Consider the following 20,121-nt stretch of genomic DNA (forward strand, 5'->3'; position numbering starts at 1 on the left):
TTTAATTTTGTTTTTTCTTCTTTTTTGTGACTGTGTTTCTACCAGTAGTAGTATTAGGTATTATTCTTTGAACAGTAATAGACCCATCACTTTCCGTAAATTCATTGCCATTTCTTGTGTTCCCATTTACTCTATTTTCAGCCATTGTGGCTATTTTATGAGCAGCTGGGTAGTCAGCGGTAGCAAGTTGTCCTGGCTTATGACCTTTCTTTGTTTTTTCATGTTGTTCAACCGTTTCATGTATTAGAGCACCAGCACTTGTAGCTCCTCCTTCACCTGCATTATCGAAAGCCTCAATGTCTGACATATCGATTTTACTTAAAGCCCAACTTCCAACACTTACATCAACAGATTTCCCACGAACCTTCATTTCTACTTTATGTTCACTATCAACAACAGCTTTATACTCATCATAAAATGCTTTTTGTTCTTCTGTCATTTCACCTTCTTTGTCTGTTGCTGTTAATCCAGTAACATTTCCATCTTCATCAATTTGAACCTCATAAAAACCTCCAGTTCCATTATTTACAACTGATTCATATCGTTCTTGTGTCTTTGTTTTATCAAAAGTTAAACTTATACTATCTCCAGCTATTTCCCTATAATAAATTGGACTATTTGCAGAAAAATGGTAAGGAGTAAGGTCTTCATACTGTTCAGCAAATCTATCAATTTTATTAAACCTAGCAATTGCTGGGTCATAATCTCTCCATTGAAAAGCCACTGTGTTTTTTCCTAATTCTTCTTCAAACTCTTCACCAGCAAATTTCTTTTTCTGCGCAGGATTTGTGCTGGTGACCACGTTATTATACCCTTTATGTTTGAGTCCAAAGGGATAGTAGTTGTTTTCTTCTATGATTTCTAGGTTTGGATTTATAGAACCACTACCATCACTGTCTGCATACGTGAGTCTTATATTCCCTAAATGATCTTTGTATTGATAAATATAATTAAAACTCTTACCCTCTGGTTCTATATAACCCTCTGGGTGCGAGAAGAATTTTAGGTTATCATCCTCGTAGATAAAGCTCCCTCTATATTGTGTATTTGTTACATTTTTTGGTTCTGTAACCACTTTCTTTAATTTTAGACCTGTTGCGTCATGTTTTTTGAGCGTTACCCTCTTTCGCTTAAGCTACAGTGGGTCAGGTCTTACGCTATATCTTTTTACGAGTTCTCGATACAATGCTCCTATCGTCGCATCACTCGAACTGACGTAAAAAGGATGCCGCTACAACCCTTAACGCGAAGCCACACCTGTCGCTCAATATTATAAAGCTAAAAGTACAGAAAATAATCTATAACAGCTTAAAAACAAAAGCCATGACTCTCATCACAGCCTTTGTATTATTTATCTTTTAGCACAAGCGTGGACGCTTGCACCAGCGAGGGGGCAGTCCTTAACAAAGAACTCTTTATGAAGAAAAGCAGTAATTAATTACTGCTTTTCGATTATTTGTAATCATATTTTAGTCCATGACCTTTTTTAATACACTACCTACACTACCTGCCTCATTTATAGATATAATCTCGATTACTAGGTTTTTCTAACCATAAAATTGTATTCCAAAGTGATTTCATTGTTGATTTGTTTTTTAACCATATTTTTTCATTCCCATTTATCTTCACACATTTGTATCTTGCAAAAATCTTTCCTTTCTCCAAAGCATTATCATGTAAAATATCTGAAAACTCACTAAGTGTAAACTTTCCTTTATTTCCATTTAGCGTAGAATAAAAGACATATTCCTCACCTAAAATTGTATAGACATTATCGTTCTTTTGAATACCTAATAGAACCTTTTTCCCTTCATCTTTTAAAATATTGATGATTTTTGAAGATTCATCTACAAAATAACTCCCTGCATGTTTTTCTAAGTTATTAATCTTAATTCTTTTTTTTAAATAATTTGACATTTACTATAGAGTTTTCGTTAAAATATATCTATTACCTGTAATCCATGCTTTCAATCCGCTTTGAATATTATACCCCATAAATCCTTCCCCTTTTTTTATTCTTTTATTTAATGCTCTTACTATAACCGGATCTACAGATATACCAGATTTAATCCTCATACTCGAAGCTCCATTAGCCTTAAAAGCTTGTTCTACTTTTTGTATATCACCGGGTTTAAACTTATTTAAGAAACCAATACTAATATCTGCTACTCCGTTTTTTATTTTCGCAAAAGAAGTTAAATTTCCTAATCTTTTAAAAGCAGCTGCAGCTTCAGCACTAAACTCTACCTTTCCCATAGCTACATTTACTCCTTTAGATAAATTTTTAGCTTTAACCATTCTTACAATCCAAACACCTCCCTGCAATACTTTAACTGCTGCCCATTCTCCAGTAAAAAACAGAACAACTTCAACCGCTGCAATGTTAGCTGCTTCACCCATAGCCGTGTCACCTGTTCCATCTTTATAATCTTCCCATGCTTCATCTGGATCTTGCCCATTCTTCAAAGCTCTTTTGATTACTTGCTGTTGATCAATTTTTCTATCTAACCAAGGACAACAGTCCTCCTCTTCTTCAGAATTATTATCTGAAGCTGTTGATCCACCCAAACTATTAACCATTGTCCTATACATATCTCTAGCTTCAGCATCATAAAATGTTTCACTATCAGCGCCACTTGGATCAGCATAAAAAATAGGATTATTATCAAAAGATGAATACGTAGAATACTCATAATGCGTAACAGGATCAATAGATGTCCATCTAGCAATGGCAGGATCATACTGTCGCATATCCATTTCATACCAATCTACACCAAGAGACTCTTCGAGCTCCATACCATTGTATTTAAACTTACTCGCTTGGGAATTTGAGTTAGCACTCACCACGTCATTATACCCTTTATGTTTTAAGCCAAAGGGATAGTAGTTGTTTTCTTCTATGATCTCTAGGTTAGGATTTATAGAACCATTGCCATCACTATCTGCATAGGTAAGTCGTATATTCCCTAAATGGTCTTTATATTGATAGATGTAGTTAAAACTCTTACCCTCTGGTTCTATATAACCCTCTGGGTGTGAGAAGAACTTTAAGTTATCATCCTCGTAGATGTAATTCCCTCTGTATTGGGTATTTGTTACATTTTTTGGTTCTGTAACCACTTTCTTTAATTTTAGACCTGTTGCATCGTAAATATAATTAATTTTCTTATCTCCTGCTGTACCAAATGTAACTATTGTTGGTAAATTTAAATGGTTATAGGTAATGTCTCTTATATCCTTGTTTTTATCTGTTATCATATTACCATTGGCATCATAAGTATAATCATCATTTTGTATGGTTACTTGCTTAAATCCAATAGTGTTATCTCCCGTTTCTACAACATTCGTAAGCTGGTTGCCGTCATAACTATAGGCTAACTCATCCATGTTGGTTACTAGTACGCCCGAGCTGTTAACACCGCTACGTTTTAATGTCATGATATTACCATTTCTATCATAATCCATATTGCTAAGATCAAAGTAATTATCATGGTTAACACCAGATGCTTTTTCAAAATCTGCACCTTTGATCCTATTAAGTGCATCATAACTAAAACTATAACCTCGCTTTATCTGGCTTTCGCTCGTTGAGGCGTCATAAGTTCTGGTATTCCAGAAAATCTCGCTTATGTTACCATTATACAACGAGGTAGAGTTCGTATTATCTTTGCTGTTGTAGTTTAGCTTTAAGCCAAACAAATCGTTTCCTGTAGCATAAAGATTATCTACATTATTGATATCGGTAAGCCAGCCTCGTACATTATAGCTGTAATCTACCTCTTGTAACCCGCCATTTAAATTATAAACACTCAAGTCCTTAATTCTGGTGCCTGTGCTAGCTATAGCAACATCGCCATACATCGTTGACGTAGTGGCTGGTGTTTCTGAAGTGTAGAACTGTTCTCCGTTTTTGTAATAGTATATCGTAGTCCCGCGACGTTCTACCGTAAAAGTGTCCCCCGGTACATGCGTGGTTTTAAATCCTTTATTTGAACCACTCTCAAGAACACCTACATTACCTGCAGAGGTAATATTAATGGCATACTTTATCGATGGATAACCTACATTTGGATCGGTATAGGATAGTCCTGCCATAAAAGCCTTATTAATATCTACAGTAGTAAAACGTACATACCCATCCTCAAAAATCCCATTTTGCGTTGAAAGCCCTGCCGTGCCCCAAGAACCACTTGCCGTTTTGGTAATGATATTATTGACTACAGACACACCTAGTTCTCCTGCATAGCTAAGGTCTATAGCCAATTCGCCACCAACCTGTTTCATCTCCAATTGTCCAAACTCGTCATAATGGTTCTTCACGATAAGTTCTTTAGGATGATTATTAATACTCTGTTCATGTCTGGATAATCTATCTGCATGATCATAGGTAAATTCATCTACAACAACCTTAGGTTTTTGTTTTTCTACATCATGCGTGCTGTGTGTTTTAGTGACCTTACCTACAAAATCTAGTTTAGAACTCATACGGTCTGTATACTCTAAATAACTGTTTGTTGATGTGTTTTGGATAGGTCGTCCTTTAGCATCATAGTAACTCTCGGTTGTGGTCCACGTATTGGTATCTAAGGTCCTTACCTTAGAACCTGTTGCTAGACCTGTTACATCCTGTGCAAATGGTTGACTTAATGCCGAATAGCCTATAAAGACATCTTCTACAATGGCATTTTCATGTAAGAACGATCCATATCCCATGAGTTCGCCTGTAGTACTTGTTGCAGAGGCATAAATAACCTCGCCATTATGGTAATAATAAATCTGGCTCCCTGATCGCAACACTCTAAATACGTCTCCTGCCACATAATAGGTTGGTGGGATGGTCGTATTAACGCCTTGTTCAAAAACATAAACTCTATAACTGTTTCCTACGCCTGCTGCATAAATTCCATAATCAATCTCGTCTCTATGATAGGTAGGTGATGTGATTGCTGAATTTGTGAGTCCGATAACAACACCTTTATCGGCATCCTTAACGGTCCATTCGATATAACCATCATCAATTATGGTTTCATCTGTTGTAAAACCTGCATTCCATGCTGTTATCGGATTGGTCTTCTTTACCTCATTATCAGAAAGATCCATACCTGAAGACAAGTCCAAATCATAAGACGCCTGATACGCATTCTCGGTATCCCAATTGTAGTTGTCATAATAATTTATTGTATACACCTTAGATATGTTTTGTGGGTACACATTGTTTGAATAGTACAATACCGTAGAGGTGTCATTCGCAAGACTTGTGGTGCTTGACTGCTGTGTTTCGTGTAAATCCCCTGTTTGAATATTGATTGTATTTTGAATGTTAATTCTCGTGTCATTTGCTGTAAAGAGTCCTGTATAAGCTACTCTATCAAAAGCATCATACTTGGTAAACAACCATTTATTACTCCCTCTTAAAATAGCATCTTGGGTAAGCACTGGACGATCTAGAGCATCATAGATAATATATTCCCATCCCTTTTGTGGAATCTTCTTCTCTACCAGTCTATTTCTATAATCGTAGTGGTATTGGTAACAAAACTTGTCTAACACAGCTTGATCAACTGTATTGCTGCCATTTAAAATTGCTTTTGAGCCTTCTGGTGAAAGCACATACGTTAGGTTACCAAAATCATCATATACATAATAGGTATCATGAGCGATACCACTATTATAGGTACGTTTTAAAACCACTTGACCTTGCGAATTGGTAAACTCTTCTGTAGTGTGAGATTTGCCATGGGTTTGTCCAGTTTGCCAATTCTCATCCTTGGTAATGCTTTTAAATAACTCGTTTGCCGAATAATAACCATTGTAAATCAGCTCTGGTGTTTCGGTATTTGAATTTAAAAAATTCACATCAAACAGCCGTACCTCGCTAGCAACATTGCTTTGGTAATCGAATCTAATGCTGTGATTGGTACCCATAGTAGAGCCAATCTTCCAATCTGTTCCTGGAGCACCTTGTTGTAATACTCTATTTAATGGGGAATTCTCAAATTGCTTTTCAGAATACGCGTTTACATCAGAAACACTTGCCCATTCTCCTGAATACTTGTTATAATAATGTGTTTTCTGATTGGCTTTTAATACAGCATTATCGATATAATCTAATGCCGTAATTCCTGTTACTAGACTTTCCATTGGTAAATAGTCTTCTACCTGCCTTCCGTAGCCATCATAAAACATAGGTACAACAATATGTTGTTTATGTCCTCCTGCTTGTTTGACAATAGATTGTTTTGGACGCCCTAGACCATCTAAGTACGTCACAGACTCTATCTTATCATCATCGATAAGTGCGTCTATTTCTGATTGCGTCTTAACCGCTTTCTTATATGTGGTTGACTTTACGTAATTCTCTGTTGTGGTTTGTGCCAATACTATAGATGACACAACTACAAAAGCTAATGTGATTATTGATCTTTTCATTGTTATAGGTATTAGTATTGGTTTTTGTAGTTATATTCATTTTCACTTAAGATATTACCATCTTGATCTTTGACATATAAAAGCCTATTCATACTATCGTAATTATAGGTCATAGAATAGCCTCTAGCATCTGTCACCTTTGTGATACCAACCATAGCATTATACTCGTAAGTTGATACCTGAGCATCCGGAAAATTAGTTTTTAATGTATTTATCTGGGTCGCAGTTAAACCTCCCGAACCTGCATTGAAATTACTGCCTAAAACAGTCTCTATCTGAGCAAAAGTGACATTTAGAAGTTTTGCTACGGGAAATGTATTGTCGTATCCCCATATGTAACTTATTGGAACACCATCAGACTTTCTAAGCTCTTGTGGATTCCCATAGCCATCATACTTTATAAATTCTATTCGAGACTCTGGGGTTGTTGAACTCTTACCCGATTTAACAGATTGAGGTAATACTTGATTGCTTACAAATTCATGATAAATATTTTGTGTCTCACTTAGCTTAACACCATTCTTAAAACTCTCCGTCTCTAAAACCTCATTAATCTTGTTTAAATCCTCTAACTTGTCTTTTATAACTGTTGAATTACTATTTAAACTCGGTCCTACTGGATAGTAATATTTGGTTTGCCAATGTTGGTCAACACCTTTTTCTTTAAGGAATGTATTTTGTTCTGCAATTTGATAATTATCAGAACTATAACTAAAGGTTTGATTGGTTGTCACCATTTTATCAGGAATAGGAACGTTTAAAACAACCTGCTCGGTGCCGTCATAAACGTAATCCTTAGTCTCTGTAGACGTAAGCTGTACTTTGTAGGTCACCTCGTCATAACGTCTAGATGGTCCTACCGTTAGCTCATTTACATGTATGAAAGGTGAGCCAAACGCGATGAATAAACCTGCTCTTGATAAAGGTAGTCCTGTACAAATATCTGTATTATACTTTGTTAGTAAAGGGCTATTTTGACCATACAAATAAAAGTTATCAAACATGACTCTTGCACAATGTGGCCCAGTTCCATCACTTCCATTGATAAAATCATTTTCGTTAGTATCAAAAGCTAATGATTCTGTCACCACCTGTTCTATAGCACCACTTTCGTAATTATACGTATTTGTAGTTTGCTTAAGAAGTTTGTTGTCTGTATCATATATGGACACTGTTTTTGCATTTCCTCTTTTATAATCTGTGTCAACCATTCGCGGAAATGGATAGGTGTATCCTTGAGTAAACGTTGGAAAGTCAATAGGGGAATGAAACCTGTATTTTACAACAGATTCATCTTTAATAGTTTCGCCACTTGTTTGTGGCGTTGGAGCAACCGATGTATCAACGTTATAAGCAGCCACATCTCTATAGCCTATAAAGTTGCCTTGGGTCATCTGTGCATCCAATGCATTATTAGTTTCGGTTACAAAATAGCGCACGGGGTTTTCAACAATTTGAGCCGCATTGTAAATGGGTTTACTATCTATTGTGTATTTACGTTGTAAATGAGATGATCCATCAAAAGAACCGCTAGAATAATAATGTGTAGGGTTTGTTGGTCCCTGAAAATTAGGGTTACCTGGATATCCCATTGGGCTTGGAACTAAAGATTCTAATTGATAGTTAAATGCTGTTTTAGATTTGGTCTGACCAGCATCTACATTTTCTACAGATGACATACGAAGACCGCCTCCATAAACCCACCAATTTAATTCATCGGCGATTAATGACTTTGGAGAAATCACTAATCTAACGCTAACAGCATGAGGTAGTGTAGACTGCGCATATGGATCTTCAACCGGTAAAAACGGATCTTGGGCAATGTGAAACTCATATGTTCCTGTTTTTAATCCTACTTTTACATTTCCTGTTGTATTGTTACCATTCAGAATAAAACTACCAGCTGTACCACTACCTGTTATTGGAACATAGTACACTGTAAAATTAAATGGATTTATATAATCTTGACCACTTAATATTTCATATTTAACATTAGCATTATGATCCACATTTACCGTTATTGTTTGCACAGCACTCGTTGGAGGCGTTCCTCCTGTCTGATAATGATTTGTTGTATTATGAATTTGTGAATCTGGTGTTACGGTATAATTATCTGGGTTTTCGAAAATCTCATCAAAGGTCAACAAGCGATCACCTTTATAACTATAGGTATTACTTTGCCAATTAAACTCACGTTTACCTCCAGTAGGATATGTAATACTTGAGAGTGCACCAGAGGTCACTAAATCTTTATACGTTTGCTCATCACCACTGTTATAATATCCAAAGGCATCACTCAACGTTTGACCAAAGGCATTTAAATTCTCTTTATTATTATATTCAAAGACATAGGCTAATGAATTATTTTCCTCAACTTCATCTAAAAACAACAAACTAGAAGTATTCTCCATTGCCGCGTTATAATTAAAATCGTAGGTTTTATTAACACTGCCATTGTTTTTAATCACTACAGAATTGAGTCTTTTACCAACATATTCAGGGTGATTATCGTTAGAGGTAAACTCTATGGTAACACCATCTCTAAATGTGATATAATCAACCTTTTTAGAATCTATAATCGTTGTTCGCGTAGAGCTTACAGCAAGAGGTTTTAGTTGAGCGTATAATGCTGAAATACAACTTGGAGTAATCCCTACAGTATAAGGTCTGGTATTAACATCTACAATATGTTCAATGGTGGTAGCAAGATATTCGGGTTCTTCTACAACATCTTTATAAACGATACTTAGTAAGTTTAAGTCGTTAGGAGTCTCAACCTTACTGAGTTTCCATGCCGAGCGAAATTTAGGAATATCATCTCCTGCTACTGGAGCTACGGCTCCACCACCACTTCCAGGTTGTGGGTAAGAAATGGAAAAACTATTATTTTTTGTAACCTCGACTTGATCAAAAGTATATTTAAATCCGTTCTCATCAGTGATTGTAAAGGAATCAATGACTTCAGGATAAGGGTTGTCATAGCCATCATAAAATCCTGTTTGTGCAGCATAACTTACAGTGATTTTTAGTTTTGAGGCATCACCAATAATTTTAGGCGTAATAACACCATTTTCTTTCACAAATAGAAAACGTCCTGTCCTACCAAAAAAATTAAACTGATAGATATCACGTTGATAATCCAATTGATAGTCTTGGGCATGTTGCGCATCAAAATAAAACGCTCTTATCTTATAAGCATCACTATTAGGATCTGGATTGTTAGGATCAAAAGTGTCTAGAATATTCCAATCCCAATAGTCATAAAATTGATTGTGATTAATTCCAATAAACATTCCTGGAACGTTTAAATCATCTGGTAGTCCAACTACCGAACGTGAAATCACACCGCCAGTTTCTAGCGACCAACCTTTGCCTACCCAGCCCGACTGTTCATTTACGCGAATGCCCGAAACTTGGTATTGTAGGGCCAGACTATAGTTTAATCCATTAATGGATTTACTAAATAAGGGCATCCCTATACGAGGTTGCCCTGTATAATGGTTTAAATCTACCTCTTCAAACTTCATTAATTGAGCTACCGTAGGAGAAGGCCTTATAATTTCTGGAAGTGTAAATGAGTCTTTAGAATTTTCCTGTGCATAAGACAGGGAAAACAACATTAATATAAAGACAGTTAAAATCTGTGCTACAAAATTTTTCATTGCGTAAATACTTTAATAGTTAACTGAAAACAAATCACCAATTGTCCATTTTACAGGGCTTTGCGATGATTTTGCATGTTCATTTTTAATGTCTTAAAGCTAATTACGAAATATGAGTCTGGATAAAGGTTATAGCTTTAAATATTAAAGCATAAACCTTTAATTATACCGATATACATGTCCTTATAATTGAAAAACACAACAAGTTTAGCGCAGTTATTTAATTTCTGCTTATTTTAGTTGAAAGTTTATTCATGTCTTCAAAATCCAGATTAGATCGTGCTTATAACAATGCTAAAGTTGTTCCATTTGACAATAGCAGTAAGTTAATTTTATTTAGCGATTGCCATAGAGGTGATAATAGCTTTGCCGACGATTTTGCCAATAACAGAAATATTTATTTTCATGCCTTAAAACACTATTATGCCGAAGGTTTCAGCTATTGCGAGTTAGGCGATGGCGACGAACTTTGGGAAAACTTATCGTTTGAATCTATCTTAAATGCACACAAAAATGTGTATATGTTGATGAAGTTATTTCATGAACAAGAGCGATTACACATGATTTGGGGAAATCATGATATGGTATATCGAGATCCAGACTATGTAGAAAAACATTTATCAACCTATTTTGATCCAAAAATAGGCGAGAATGTTGAACTTTTTTGCGACATCAAATACCATGAAGCAGTTGTTTTAAAACATTCTGAAACAGGACAGGAGTTGTTCTTAACCCATGGGCATCAAGCAGATTGGTGGAATTATCTCTTTTGGAAATGGAGCCGTTTTATGGTTCGCGTTCTATGGAAACCACTCAATGTTATGGGTATTGCAGATCCTACAAGTCCGGCAAAAAACTACAAAGAACTTATAAAAGTTGAACGTCGCACTAAAAAATGGATTGCAGATAACGATAACCTCATCACGATTGTTGGTCATACACACAGACCTCGATTCCCAGAACCTGGAGACATCGCTTTTTTTAATGACGGAAGTTGCGTCCACCCAAGAAGTATTACTGGTATAGAAATTGAAAACGGTGAAATCTCTCTTATTAAATGGCAAATTGCTACCACAGATGATGGTACACTTAAAATTGTTAGAATTGTATTAGAAGGACCTAGAAAATTAGTAGATTATAAAACAGATTAACTCTCAGGGGCTAGTTCTACTTCTAAACCTTCCATCTCAGGCGTGATTTGAATTTGACAACCCAAACGCGAATTGTCCTTAACATAAAAAGCTTCGCTTAACATGGCTTCTTCGTCGTCTTGCATTTCGGGAAGTTCGTGCTCAGAATTTACGTAACATTGACATGAGGCGCACATGGCCATACCTCCACAGATACCAACTGTACCTTCTGGAGCCAACTCGTAAGAACGAACAACTTCCATGAGGTTCATTGCCATATCTGTAGGTGCCAAAACCTCATGAGTTACACCATCGCGATCTGTTATTTTTATGTTGACGTCTTGTTCCATATAATAGTGGTTAGTAGTTAGTGGTTAGTGGTTAGTAACTTATAGCTTGTTCTTAATTTCTAATAGACTTAATCAAACCATGCAACATCTTAGAAATTTCATTTGTTTTTTCAATTAGTTTGTCAACCTCAAGTTTATTAATAAAACCAAGTCTTAAAGACAAATACAACATTGATCTAACTTCACTATTAGAAGCTAGTGAAAAATACAAAAATCTTGAAAAATCGGCATTAGAATTTCTATCAAAACCTTCGGCAATATTATTAGAAATAGAAACAGTAGCTCTTTTTATTTGATCTCTAAAAGAAAAATCTTTGTTGTCCTTAAAAGTACTGTAAATAGCAACTGCCAAATCTTGAGATTTTTGCCAAACTAATAAGTCTTCAAATCGTTTTACAGCCATTATACCACTTACTACTATTTACTTTTTATTAATCACTAATTACTAACCACTTAATACTATTTACTAAGTGATTAATCTATCTTTTTCACAACAGCTTTAGGGGCCTCTTTACGTGTCCCATCAAATCCATTTACACCACTTACTGTTGTATATTTTAACACATAACGTTTGCCAGGATTGATAATTTGATATGCTGCTTGGCACATTAATGTTGCTTCATGGAATCCGCATAATATCAACTTTAATTTTCCTGGATAGGTATTCACATCACCAATCGCGAAAATTCCTGGAATATTGGTTTGATAATCTAGAGCATTGTTAACAACAATGGCATTTTTTTCAATCTCCAATCCCCAATTTGCTATTGGTCCCAGTTTTGGAGACAAGCCAAAGAGTGGAATAAAATGGTCACACTCCAATTCGAATTCTTTTTCAATATGTTGTGCCTGTTTTACAACAACAGCTTTTACATTTCTATCTCCAACAATCCCAATTACCTCAGCAGGTGTAACAAGATTTATTTTTCCTTTATTTTTTAACTCTTGAACTTTCTCTACCGAATCTAAGTGACCACGAAATTCATTGCGTCTATGAATTAATGTGACTTCACTTGCAATATCACTCAAAAAGATACTCCAGTCTAATGCAGAATCTCCACCTCCTGCAATCACTACTTTTTTACCTCTATATATTTCTGGGTCCTTGATGATATACTCTACACCTTTATCTTCAAAATCGGTAATATTATGAATTAATGGTTTACGCGGCTCAAAACTTCCTAAACCTCCTGCAATAGCAACAACAGGTGCTTGATGTTTGGTACCTTTATTTGTTGTAACTATAAATGTACCATCGTCTTGCTTATCTATGGTTTCGGCACGCTCACCTAGTGTAAATCCTGGTTCAAATTGCTTGCACTGCTCGAGTAATTTATCTGTTAAATCGCCTGCTAAAATTTCTGGGTATGCAGGAATATCGTAGATAGGTTTCTTAGGATATATCTCCGAGCATTGACCTCCTGGTTGCGGTAACGCATCAATTAAATGACATTTTAATTTAAGCAAACCTGCTTCAAAAACGGTGAATAAACCTGTTGGTCCAGCTCCAATAATGAGTATATCTGTTTTAATCATTTGTGTGTTTCGAAATTCTGTAATTCTTAATCAGCTTTGTTTGGGCAAAGTTCTTACAATTAACGTCTCTTTTTTATGACATTTATCAGTCTATGCGTGAAGGATTGAACGGCCTGTTTGAGCTCCTCGCAGAGAGCGAGTAGTGAAAGCCTGACCCTTGTGGTCACGCCATACTAAGACTCAATATTAACGACTTCTTCTATTTGAGGCGCGTACTTCTTAATGGTCATCTCAACGCCAGATTTAAGTGTCATTTGATTAACACTACATCCAACACAAGCACCTTGTAATTGCACTTTAACCAACTTATCATCCTCTATGGATAGTAATGAAATATCACCACCATCACTTTGCAAAAAAGGACGAATCTCATCCAATGCTTTTTCTACGTTAAGTCTTAATTCTTCTGTACTCATCTATTATTTCTTTACTGCTGAACATCCAGCCATGGTCGTTATTTTAATTGCTTCTGTTGGCGGCAAATCGTCATTACGTCTCACTACTTCTTCAACGACATTTTGAGTTAGCTTCTCAAACGCCTTTTCTAAAGATGTAGCTGTTTGTAATGCTGCTGGTCGACCAACATCTCCAGCTTCTCTTATACTTTGTACCAAAGGTAGTTCTCCTAAAAAGCGTACCTCTAAATCTTCGGCAAGGTTTTGAGCACCTTCTTTTCCGAAAATATAATATTTATGATCTGGAAGCTCATCTGGTGTAAAATAAGCCATATTTTCTATAATACCCAATACAGGTACATTAATACTATCTTGTTGGAACATGGCTACACCTTTTTTTGCATCTGCCAAAGCCACATTTTGCGGTGTACTAACAACCACTGCTCCTGTTATTGGGAGGGATTGCATAATACTTAAATGGATATCTCCTGTTCCTGGAGGCAAATCAAGGAGCATAAAATCGAGCTCTCCCCAAGCGGCATCAAAAATCATTTGATTTAATGCTTTTGCCGCCATTGGTCCTCTCCAAACTACAGCCTGATCTGGTTTTGTAAAAAATCCAATGGATAACATTTTAACACCATAATTTTCTACTGGTCGCATTTTAGATTTTCCATCAACTTTTACAGCCAATGGGCGTTCTAATTCTACATCAAACATAATTGGCATCGACGGCCCATAAATATCGGCATCAAGAACTCCAACTTTAAATCCCATTTTTGCCAAAGTCACAGCAAGGTTCGCCGTTACTGTAGATTTTCCTACGCCTCCTTTTCCAGAAGCTACAGCAATAATATTTTTAATTCCAGGAATGGCCTTCCCTTTAATAACATTAGGAGCTGCTTTTGCTGGAGCATTAACTTTTACGTTAACGGTAATCTTAGCCTTTTCATAAACGATATCATGAATGGTCTTCATGATTTCAACTTCGGTTTTCTTTTTGGCTTGAAGGCTCGGGTTTGAGATAGTAATATCTACAATAACCTCATCTGCAAACGTGACAACATTGGTTACAGCTCCACTCTCAACCATATTTTGTCCTTCTCCTGGTGCAGAAATGGTTTCGAGCGCTTTAAGTATATCTTGTTTATTTAATTTCATAGTGTGTTTTAAAAACTAGATCCTTTTATTAAGAATCATTCTAAAATGCAAAGATACAGCGAAATGTTTACATTTTGAAACCGTTTAATTGAAATGATTTATAACACAATAGACGCCATGAACCCTATTAATTGATGTAAAAAACAACTGGCAGCACTCGAAATTGCATTACTGGGATTCGATGAACGACAAAATAACAGACACTAAATGCAAAAATATCCGTCTAAGTGTTTGATTCATAATGTTTTGTGACTTTGGCATTCAAATTGTTTCTAATAGTATAACTATAGTTACCTCATTGTAGCTATTTTAAAAACAGACATTATGTTCACATTTAGAAAAAAAGATCTTAAAGAAGACGCACAATATGTTAAGCGTATTATTACTGCATATTGTGAAAAACCGCATATAAAAAAACTGAGTTCACCAATATCTGAAGAGTTCTTTATTATAGACAAGAAGAACCAGATTTATATATGTATTGAAGATGGTAAAGTTACGCTTTCTAATCATGTTTTTTTATACAAAAAACAGTTTAGCTTGTCCTTTACTGATGGTCTTAAAAAACTAATCAAAGAAAGTATAGAATCTGAGATGCAATCTCTTAAAAGTTCACTTTTTAAGAATGAAACAGACTTACTGGCTAAAGTTCATAATATTTCTTTGTCTGACAAAAAGCCAAACGTTATAAATCATAACTTTAAAAAGGTATCAAATCTGTAATAACTTTACTTATAATTCTTTAGCGGGATCCCAATATACTTTATCCAAGTTTTGGATTTGATTTTCGATCACTTCTATGCCTTCGCTTTCAAGAAGTTGTTGCATAAGGTTGGTGCCGTCAAAATGATGCTTTCCTGTTAGCAAACCTTTACGATTTACCACACGATGTGCAGGTACGTCTTTACCTGCAGAGCCATTCATAGCATAACCTACCATTCTTGCACTTCGTTTTGCGCCTAAATAATTAGCTATAGCACCATAGCTTGTTACTCTTCCGTAAGGTATTAATCGTGCAACTTCGTAAACTTTATCAAAGAAATTAAGTGTTTCTTGTTTCATATAAATTGTCGTTTGCCAATTGGTATAATCTGTATTTAACTGGGGTTATAAATCCATTATAATATTAATCAAGGTCACACCTGCAACGATACCAGTAATTGCACCAATGATATAGTTCATGTTTTTTTGAGATGTGAATTTTTTATCCTTGATTTTATCAAAAAAGAATATATAAATATATAACATAACAAAAGTTCCTGTTGCTGCCCCAGAACAATAGGTCACAATGTTTGAAGTTGCGAAAGTAAACCACCCAAACGTTGCGATGGTAATGGTCATATAGGCTTGATAAGGAATAGGAAACACATTAATTGCAGACAAAAACATACCTTGAAAAAAACGACTGTGGTTACTCTTAGTATGCTGTTCTACATCGGGTTTTGGAGAGGTTTTAGCTAGCAATAAAAAATAAATGGTAATTAACACAAAAATCACAAAGGCAACCCGTTGCAAAACTTCAACAACATAGGGGTGATTACTAAGATATCTTGCAAGCATTGCCGCAATGTAAGTTTGTAAAAACACTATTAAACAAACCCCAATAGAAAACGCCACGCCACGACTTGAACCTTCCTTTAGACTTACCTTTGCAGCGGTCATATTTAATAATCCAGGAGGAATAACTCCAACAAGGGCGATAATTAATCCCAGAAAGAAAATGGCGGTTATGTTCAAATCTAACTAATTTTAAACCTAATATACGTAATTGGTTTGTTTTGTTCTAGATATTGGGATTCATAATAGGTTTGTATACTCGTAACTTCTTCTGGACTTCCTTCTTGTTTATAGACATTGTGATTAGCATAAAGCACCTCATGTCCTTCTCCATGCAGGAGCCCAAGTGTATAGCCATGCATAAATTCGCTATCGGTTTTTAAGTTAACAACACCATCTGGTTTTAAAATGGTTTTGTAACGTTTTAAAAATTCGGAATTAGTCATTCTATGCTTTGTGCGTTTGTATTTTATTTGTGGGTCTGGGAAGGTTATCCATATTTCGTCTACTTCATGTTTTGCGAACGCATAATCTACTAATTCTATTTGTGTTCGTAAAAATGCAACATTAGGTATATTCTCTTCAATAGCGGTTTTTGCACCTCTCCAAAACCTAGCGCCTTTAATATCTATTCCAATAAAATTTTTGTTTGGAAATTTCTTTGCCAATTCTACCGAGTATTCGCCACGACCACAACCCAATTCAAGAACCAAAGGATTGTCATTTTTAAAAACAGACCTATTCCATTGTCCTTTTAGTTCGTACTTTTCGTTTACGAGCTCGTCTCGTTTTGGCTGAAACACATTGTCAAAGGTTTCATTTTCTTTAAATCGTCTAAGTTTATTTTTACTTCCCACTTTAAAAAATTAACAATTTCTTATTTTTATTATTCAAGCCGTAAAATTAAGGAAACATTTTAATCTTTAACTTTGTTTTTACTGAATTTGAAAAAACGAATACTCATAGCACCTTTAAATTGGGGATTAGGCCATTCTGCAAGATGCATTCCTCTTATTAATGCTTTAATTGCTCATCATTTTGAGCCTATTATTGCAAGTGATGGTGCCGCTTTATTATTGTTAGAGAAAGAATTCCCTGAATTGCAAACCATTGCGTTACCTTCTTATGGCGTAAGTTACCCAAAAAAGGGACATCATTTTAAGTTGAAATTGTTTCAAAACTCTCCTAAATTGATGAAAGCCATTACTGCCGAGAAAAAGGCAACAGCTTCTATTATAAAAGCATTCAATATAGATGGAATTATATCTGATAATCGCTTGGGTGTACATAGCAAAGAAGTGCCTTGTGTATTTGTAACACATCAACTTCAAGTATTAAGCGGAAATACGACTTGGTTGAGCACAAAACTGCATCAGAAAATCATTAGACGTTTTAATGAATGTTGGGTTCCAGATAATTTAGGTGACCATAATTTAAGTGGTGTCTTAGGTCATGTTAATATGCATGAAATGCCCATAAAATATATTGGTCCGCTGAGTCGATTTGAGAAGAAAACGACACCTATGAAATTTGATGTTCTGGTGCTCTTATCTGGTCCTGAACCTCAACGTACGTTGCTGGAAGGTAAACTTTTAAATGATTTCAAAAATTTTAATGGAAAGGTGGTTTTTGTTATGGGACGTGTTGAAAAACAACAGCATATTTCCGAAGAGAAGCACATTACAATTTACAACTATCTCACGAGTAAAGAGCTTGAAAAAGTTATTAATGAAAGTGCGCTTATCGTAGCGCGTTCTGGATATACGACAATAATGGATTTGACTAAACTTAGTAAAAAGGCCTTTTTCATTCCTACACCAGGGCAATTTGAGCAAGAATATTTAGCGAAACGATTAACCGATCTTGGATATGCTCCTAGCTGCAACCAGGGCGATTTCAATTTAGAAAAGTTAACTGTGATTTCAGAATACAAAGGCTTAAATGCGATGGACTATGATGTGAATTACAAAAAGTTATTTCACCTTTTCTAGGGTGAATGAAAATTCACTTCCTACACCTACTTCACTTTCTACATAGATTTTTTCTTCGTGAGCTTCAATGATATGTTTAACAATTGAAAGTCCTAATCCCGACCCTCCTTCTTTTCGAGATCCGCTTTTATCGACTCTATAGAAACGTTCAAACAAACGTGGGATATTGACTTTAGAAATACCTTCTCCGTTATCTGTAACTCTTACTATAACCTTATTTTTAATAAGGTTTTCTATGCTTATTTCGGTGGTACCCTTTTCTTTCCCATATTTAATGGAATTTACAATTAGATTTGTAAGCACCTGCTGGATGCGCTCTTTATCTGCAGAGACAAGTATTGGTTGATTATAATCTATATCGAACATTAACGATATTTTCTTTTTCGAGGCCTTCATTTCTAAAAGATCAAACACACTCTCTACCAATTCTACAATATCGAACCTATCAATATTTAGCCTTAAGTCACCAACTTCTAACTTGGTAATCATATCTAAATCTTTAACAATATAGATAAGTCGTTCTAAGCCCTTGTTGGCTCTATTTAAATATTTTTCACTAACATTTTCATCGTCCATAGCACCATCTAACAAGGTCAATAAATAGCCTTGAACAGTAAATAACGGTGTTTTTAACTCATGCGACACATTACCTAAAAACTCTTTACGATATTCTTCCCTAACTTTAAGCGTTTCAATCTCCAATTTTTTATCTCGAGCATACTTATCAATTTCTTGAGTAAGGGTTGCCATATCAGTAGTAATAGGTTGTTTTCTTAGCGAGGCTGATTCTAAAATTGTTAAGTCGTCATAGATTTTTTTTACACGTCTGTATATAAAACGCTCTACTCTATATTGGATAACGATAAAAGACAATATATAAGTAAATAAAGCAAAAGAGGCCAAATAAAGTAAATCAATAGAATGCAGTAAATACAAAAAAACACTCGATAAGAGCGTTAAAAAAAAAGTAATGTACAAGGAAGTTTTAAAAGCAAACTTGTATGATTTTTTTAATTTTTTTTGCATTAGTCTACAAACTTATACCCAACACCTTTAATGGTTTTAAATTTTTTGTCTCCAATTTTTTCTCGAAGTTTTCTAATATGAACATCAATGGTTCTACCTCCTACAACCACTTCATTTCCCCATACCTTATCAAGGATTTCTTCGCGTTTAAAGACTTTATTGGGTTTTGTTGCTAACAAAGATAGTAATTCAAACTCTTTTCTTGGCAAGACCAATTCTTCGTCTTTTATTGATATTTTATATTCTTCTCTATTAATGGTAAGATCACCAATTTTTAGAACTTCTTCTATTTGTTCTTCATCTTTTAGGCGTCTTAAAAGTGCCTTAACTTTACTTACTAATACTTTAGGCTTAATTGGCTTAGTTATATAATCGTCTGCCCCAGCATCAAAACCAGCCATTTGCGAATAATCTTCACCTCTAGCTGTTAAAAATGTAATAATAGTATCACTCAATTCTGGAACCTTTCTAATAAGCTCACATGCTTCAATGCCATCCATTTCTGGCATCATAACATCTAAAATGATTAATTGAGGCTTTTCTTTTTTTGCTTTTTTTACGGCTTCAATACCGTTTTCGGCAGTACTAATTTGATAGCCTTGAGATGATAAATTATAACCAACAATCTCTAAAATATCGGGCTCATCATCAACCAACAAGATTTTAATATCTCTTTTTTTCATTGTAATAGTGAAAACTTTGTGATGTAAAGATACTATTAATAACAAAAAATTATACTACACGATAAATTGATAACATTAAGTTAACCTTATAAAAACCAATCATAATGCCATAATTAATTGTGCACGAATTTGTAAAAACTGGCTATCGCTGTGGTTTAAACACCTACATCCTTATAAAAGTCTACAATAGCCTTTACAAAC

17 protein-coding genes are annotated in these 20,121 nt (G+C 35.1%); 3 read left to right on the forward strand and 14 right to left on the reverse strand.

The window, feature by feature from the left end:
• Position 1 precedes the first annotated feature (1 nt).
• The 4 genes from Q0787_RS02675 to Q0787_RS02690 form a co-directional block, all read right to left on the reverse strand.
• On the reverse strand, positions 2 to 1,075 hold the full coding sequence (locus Q0787_RS02675; RefSeq protein WP_298900676.1) for an RHS repeat-associated core domain-containing protein: 1,074 nt from the start codon (positions 1,073 to 1,075) through the stop codon (positions 2 to 4).
• Positions 1,076 to 1,512: 437 nt separating this feature from the next.
• The gene (locus tag Q0787_RS02680) at positions 1,513 to 1,917 is read right to left on the reverse strand and encodes a hypothetical protein (protein ID WP_298900677.1); all 405 of its coding nucleotides are present in this window, start codon (positions 1,915 to 1,917) and stop codon (positions 1,513 to 1,515) included.
• 3 nt (positions 1,918 to 1,920) lie between these two features.
• On the reverse strand, positions 1,921 to 6,429 hold the full coding sequence (locus Q0787_RS02685; protein WP_298900678.1) for a DUF6443 domain-containing protein: 4,509 nt from the start codon (positions 6,427 to 6,429) through the stop codon (positions 1,921 to 1,923).
• Between the two features lie 11 nt (positions 6,430 to 6,440).
• The gene (locus Q0787_RS02690; protein ID WP_298900679.1) at positions 6,441 to 10,091 is read right to left on the reverse strand and encodes a hypothetical protein; all 3,651 of its coding nucleotides are present in this window, start codon (positions 10,089 to 10,091) and stop codon (positions 6,441 to 6,443) included.
• Positions 10,092 to 10,345: 254 nt separating this feature from the next.
• Here Q0787_RS02690 and Q0787_RS02695 point away from each other — a divergent pair, with 254 nt between their 5' ends.
• Complete coding sequence (locus Q0787_RS02695) at positions 10,346 to 11,242, forward strand: metallophosphoesterase family protein (protein WP_298900680.1); 897 nt, start codon at positions 10,346 to 10,348, stop codon at positions 11,240 to 11,242.
• Here the strand turns inward: Q0787_RS02695 and Q0787_RS02700 are convergent.
• The 5 genes from Q0787_RS02700 to Q0787_RS02720 form a co-directional block, all read right to left on the reverse strand.
• Positions 11,239 to 11,571, reverse strand: a complete 333-nt coding sequence (locus Q0787_RS02700; protein ID WP_298900681.1) for a 2Fe-2S iron-sulfur cluster-binding protein — start codon at positions 11,569 to 11,571, stop codon at positions 11,239 to 11,241. The two genes, Q0787_RS02695 and Q0787_RS02700, sit on opposite strands and share 4 nt — an antisense overlap.
• Positions 11,572 to 11,623: 52 nt before the next feature.
• Positions 11,624 to 11,974, reverse strand: a complete 351-nt coding sequence (locus Q0787_RS02705; RefSeq protein WP_298900682.1) for a four helix bundle protein — start codon at positions 11,972 to 11,974, stop codon at positions 11,624 to 11,626.
• A gap of 71 nt (positions 11,975 to 12,045) precedes the next feature.
• On the reverse strand, positions 12,046 to 13,107 hold the full coding sequence (locus Q0787_RS02710; protein ID WP_298900683.1) for an NAD(P)/FAD-dependent oxidoreductase: 1,062 nt from the start codon (positions 13,105 to 13,107) through the stop codon (positions 12,046 to 12,048).
• 173 nt (positions 13,108 to 13,280) lie between these two features.
• Positions 13,281 to 13,523 (reverse strand): NifU family protein, encoded by a 243-nt coding sequence (locus Q0787_RS02715; protein ID WP_298900684.1) that lies wholly within the window; start codon positions 13,521 to 13,523, stop codon positions 13,281 to 13,283.
• A 3-nt stretch (positions 13,524 to 13,526) separates the two neighbouring features.
• Positions 13,527 to 14,663, reverse strand: a complete 1,137-nt coding sequence (locus tag Q0787_RS02720; RefSeq protein WP_298900685.1) for an Mrp/NBP35 family ATP-binding protein — start codon at positions 14,661 to 14,663, stop codon at positions 13,527 to 13,529.
• Between the two features lie 324 nt (positions 14,664 to 14,987).
• On the opposite strand from Q0787_RS02720, the gene Q0787_RS02725 reads away from it, so the two are divergent.
• A complete protein-coding gene (locus tag Q0787_RS02725; protein ID WP_298900686.1) occupies positions 14,988 to 15,386 on the forward strand; it encodes a hypothetical protein in 399 nt (132 codons plus the stop codon).
• 9 nt (positions 15,387 to 15,395) lie between these two features.
• Here the strand turns inward: Q0787_RS02725 and Q0787_RS02730 are convergent, their stop codons facing one another.
• Genes Q0787_RS02730 through trmB form a run of 3 tightly spaced genes read right to left on the reverse strand, consistent with a single transcriptional unit; the run spans position 15,396 to position 17,077 of the window.
• Positions 15,396 to 15,725 carry an MGMT family protein gene (locus Q0787_RS02730; protein WP_298900687.1) on the reverse strand — a complete coding sequence of 110 codons (330 nt, stop codon included), beginning with the start codon at positions 15,723 to 15,725 and terminating at the stop codon, positions 15,396 to 15,398.
• A gap of 45 nt (positions 15,726 to 15,770) precedes the next feature.
• Positions 15,771 to 16,400, reverse strand: coding sequence for a lysine transporter LysE (locus tag Q0787_RS02735; protein WP_298900688.1), 630 nt, complete (start codon positions 16,398 to 16,400; stop codon positions 15,771 to 15,773).
• A 2-nt stretch (positions 16,401 to 16,402) separates the two neighbouring features.
• Entirely contained in the window at positions 16,403 to 17,077 is a 675-nt protein-coding gene (trmB, locus tag Q0787_RS02740) for a tRNA (guanosine(46)-N7)-methyltransferase TrmB (RefSeq protein WP_298900689.1), read from the reverse strand.
• A gap of 87 nt (positions 17,078 to 17,164) precedes the next feature.
• Between trmB and Q0787_RS02745 the strand changes: the two genes are divergently transcribed.
• Positions 17,165 to 18,211 (forward strand): glycosyltransferase, encoded by a 1,047-nt coding sequence (locus Q0787_RS02745; protein WP_298900690.1) that lies wholly within the window; start codon positions 17,165 to 17,167, stop codon positions 18,209 to 18,211.
• Here Q0787_RS02745 and Q0787_RS02750 read toward each other — a convergent pair.
• Together Q0787_RS02750 and Q0787_RS02755 are read right to left on the reverse strand one after the other, a co-directional pair.
• Positions 18,194 to 19,237: an ATP-binding protein gene (locus Q0787_RS02750; protein WP_298900691.1), complete on the reverse strand. Its 1,044-nt coding sequence runs from the start codon at positions 19,235 to 19,237 to the stop codon at positions 18,194 to 18,196. The genes Q0787_RS02745 and Q0787_RS02750 overlap by 18 nt on opposite strands.
• The gene (locus Q0787_RS02755; protein WP_298900692.1) at positions 19,237 to 19,920 is read right to left on the reverse strand and encodes a response regulator transcription factor; all 684 of its coding nucleotides are present in this window, start codon (positions 19,918 to 19,920) and stop codon (positions 19,237 to 19,239) included. Before Q0787_RS02755 ends, Q0787_RS02750 begins: the two co-directional genes overlap by 1 nt.
• Between the last annotated feature and the right edge of the window lie 201 nt (positions 19,921 to 20,121).

The organism is uncultured Psychroserpens sp., from assembly GCF_947492715.1.
In the GTDB taxonomy this organism is placed as follows: domain Bacteria; phylum Bacteroidota; class Bacteroidia; order Flavobacteriales; family Flavobacteriaceae; genus Psychroserpens.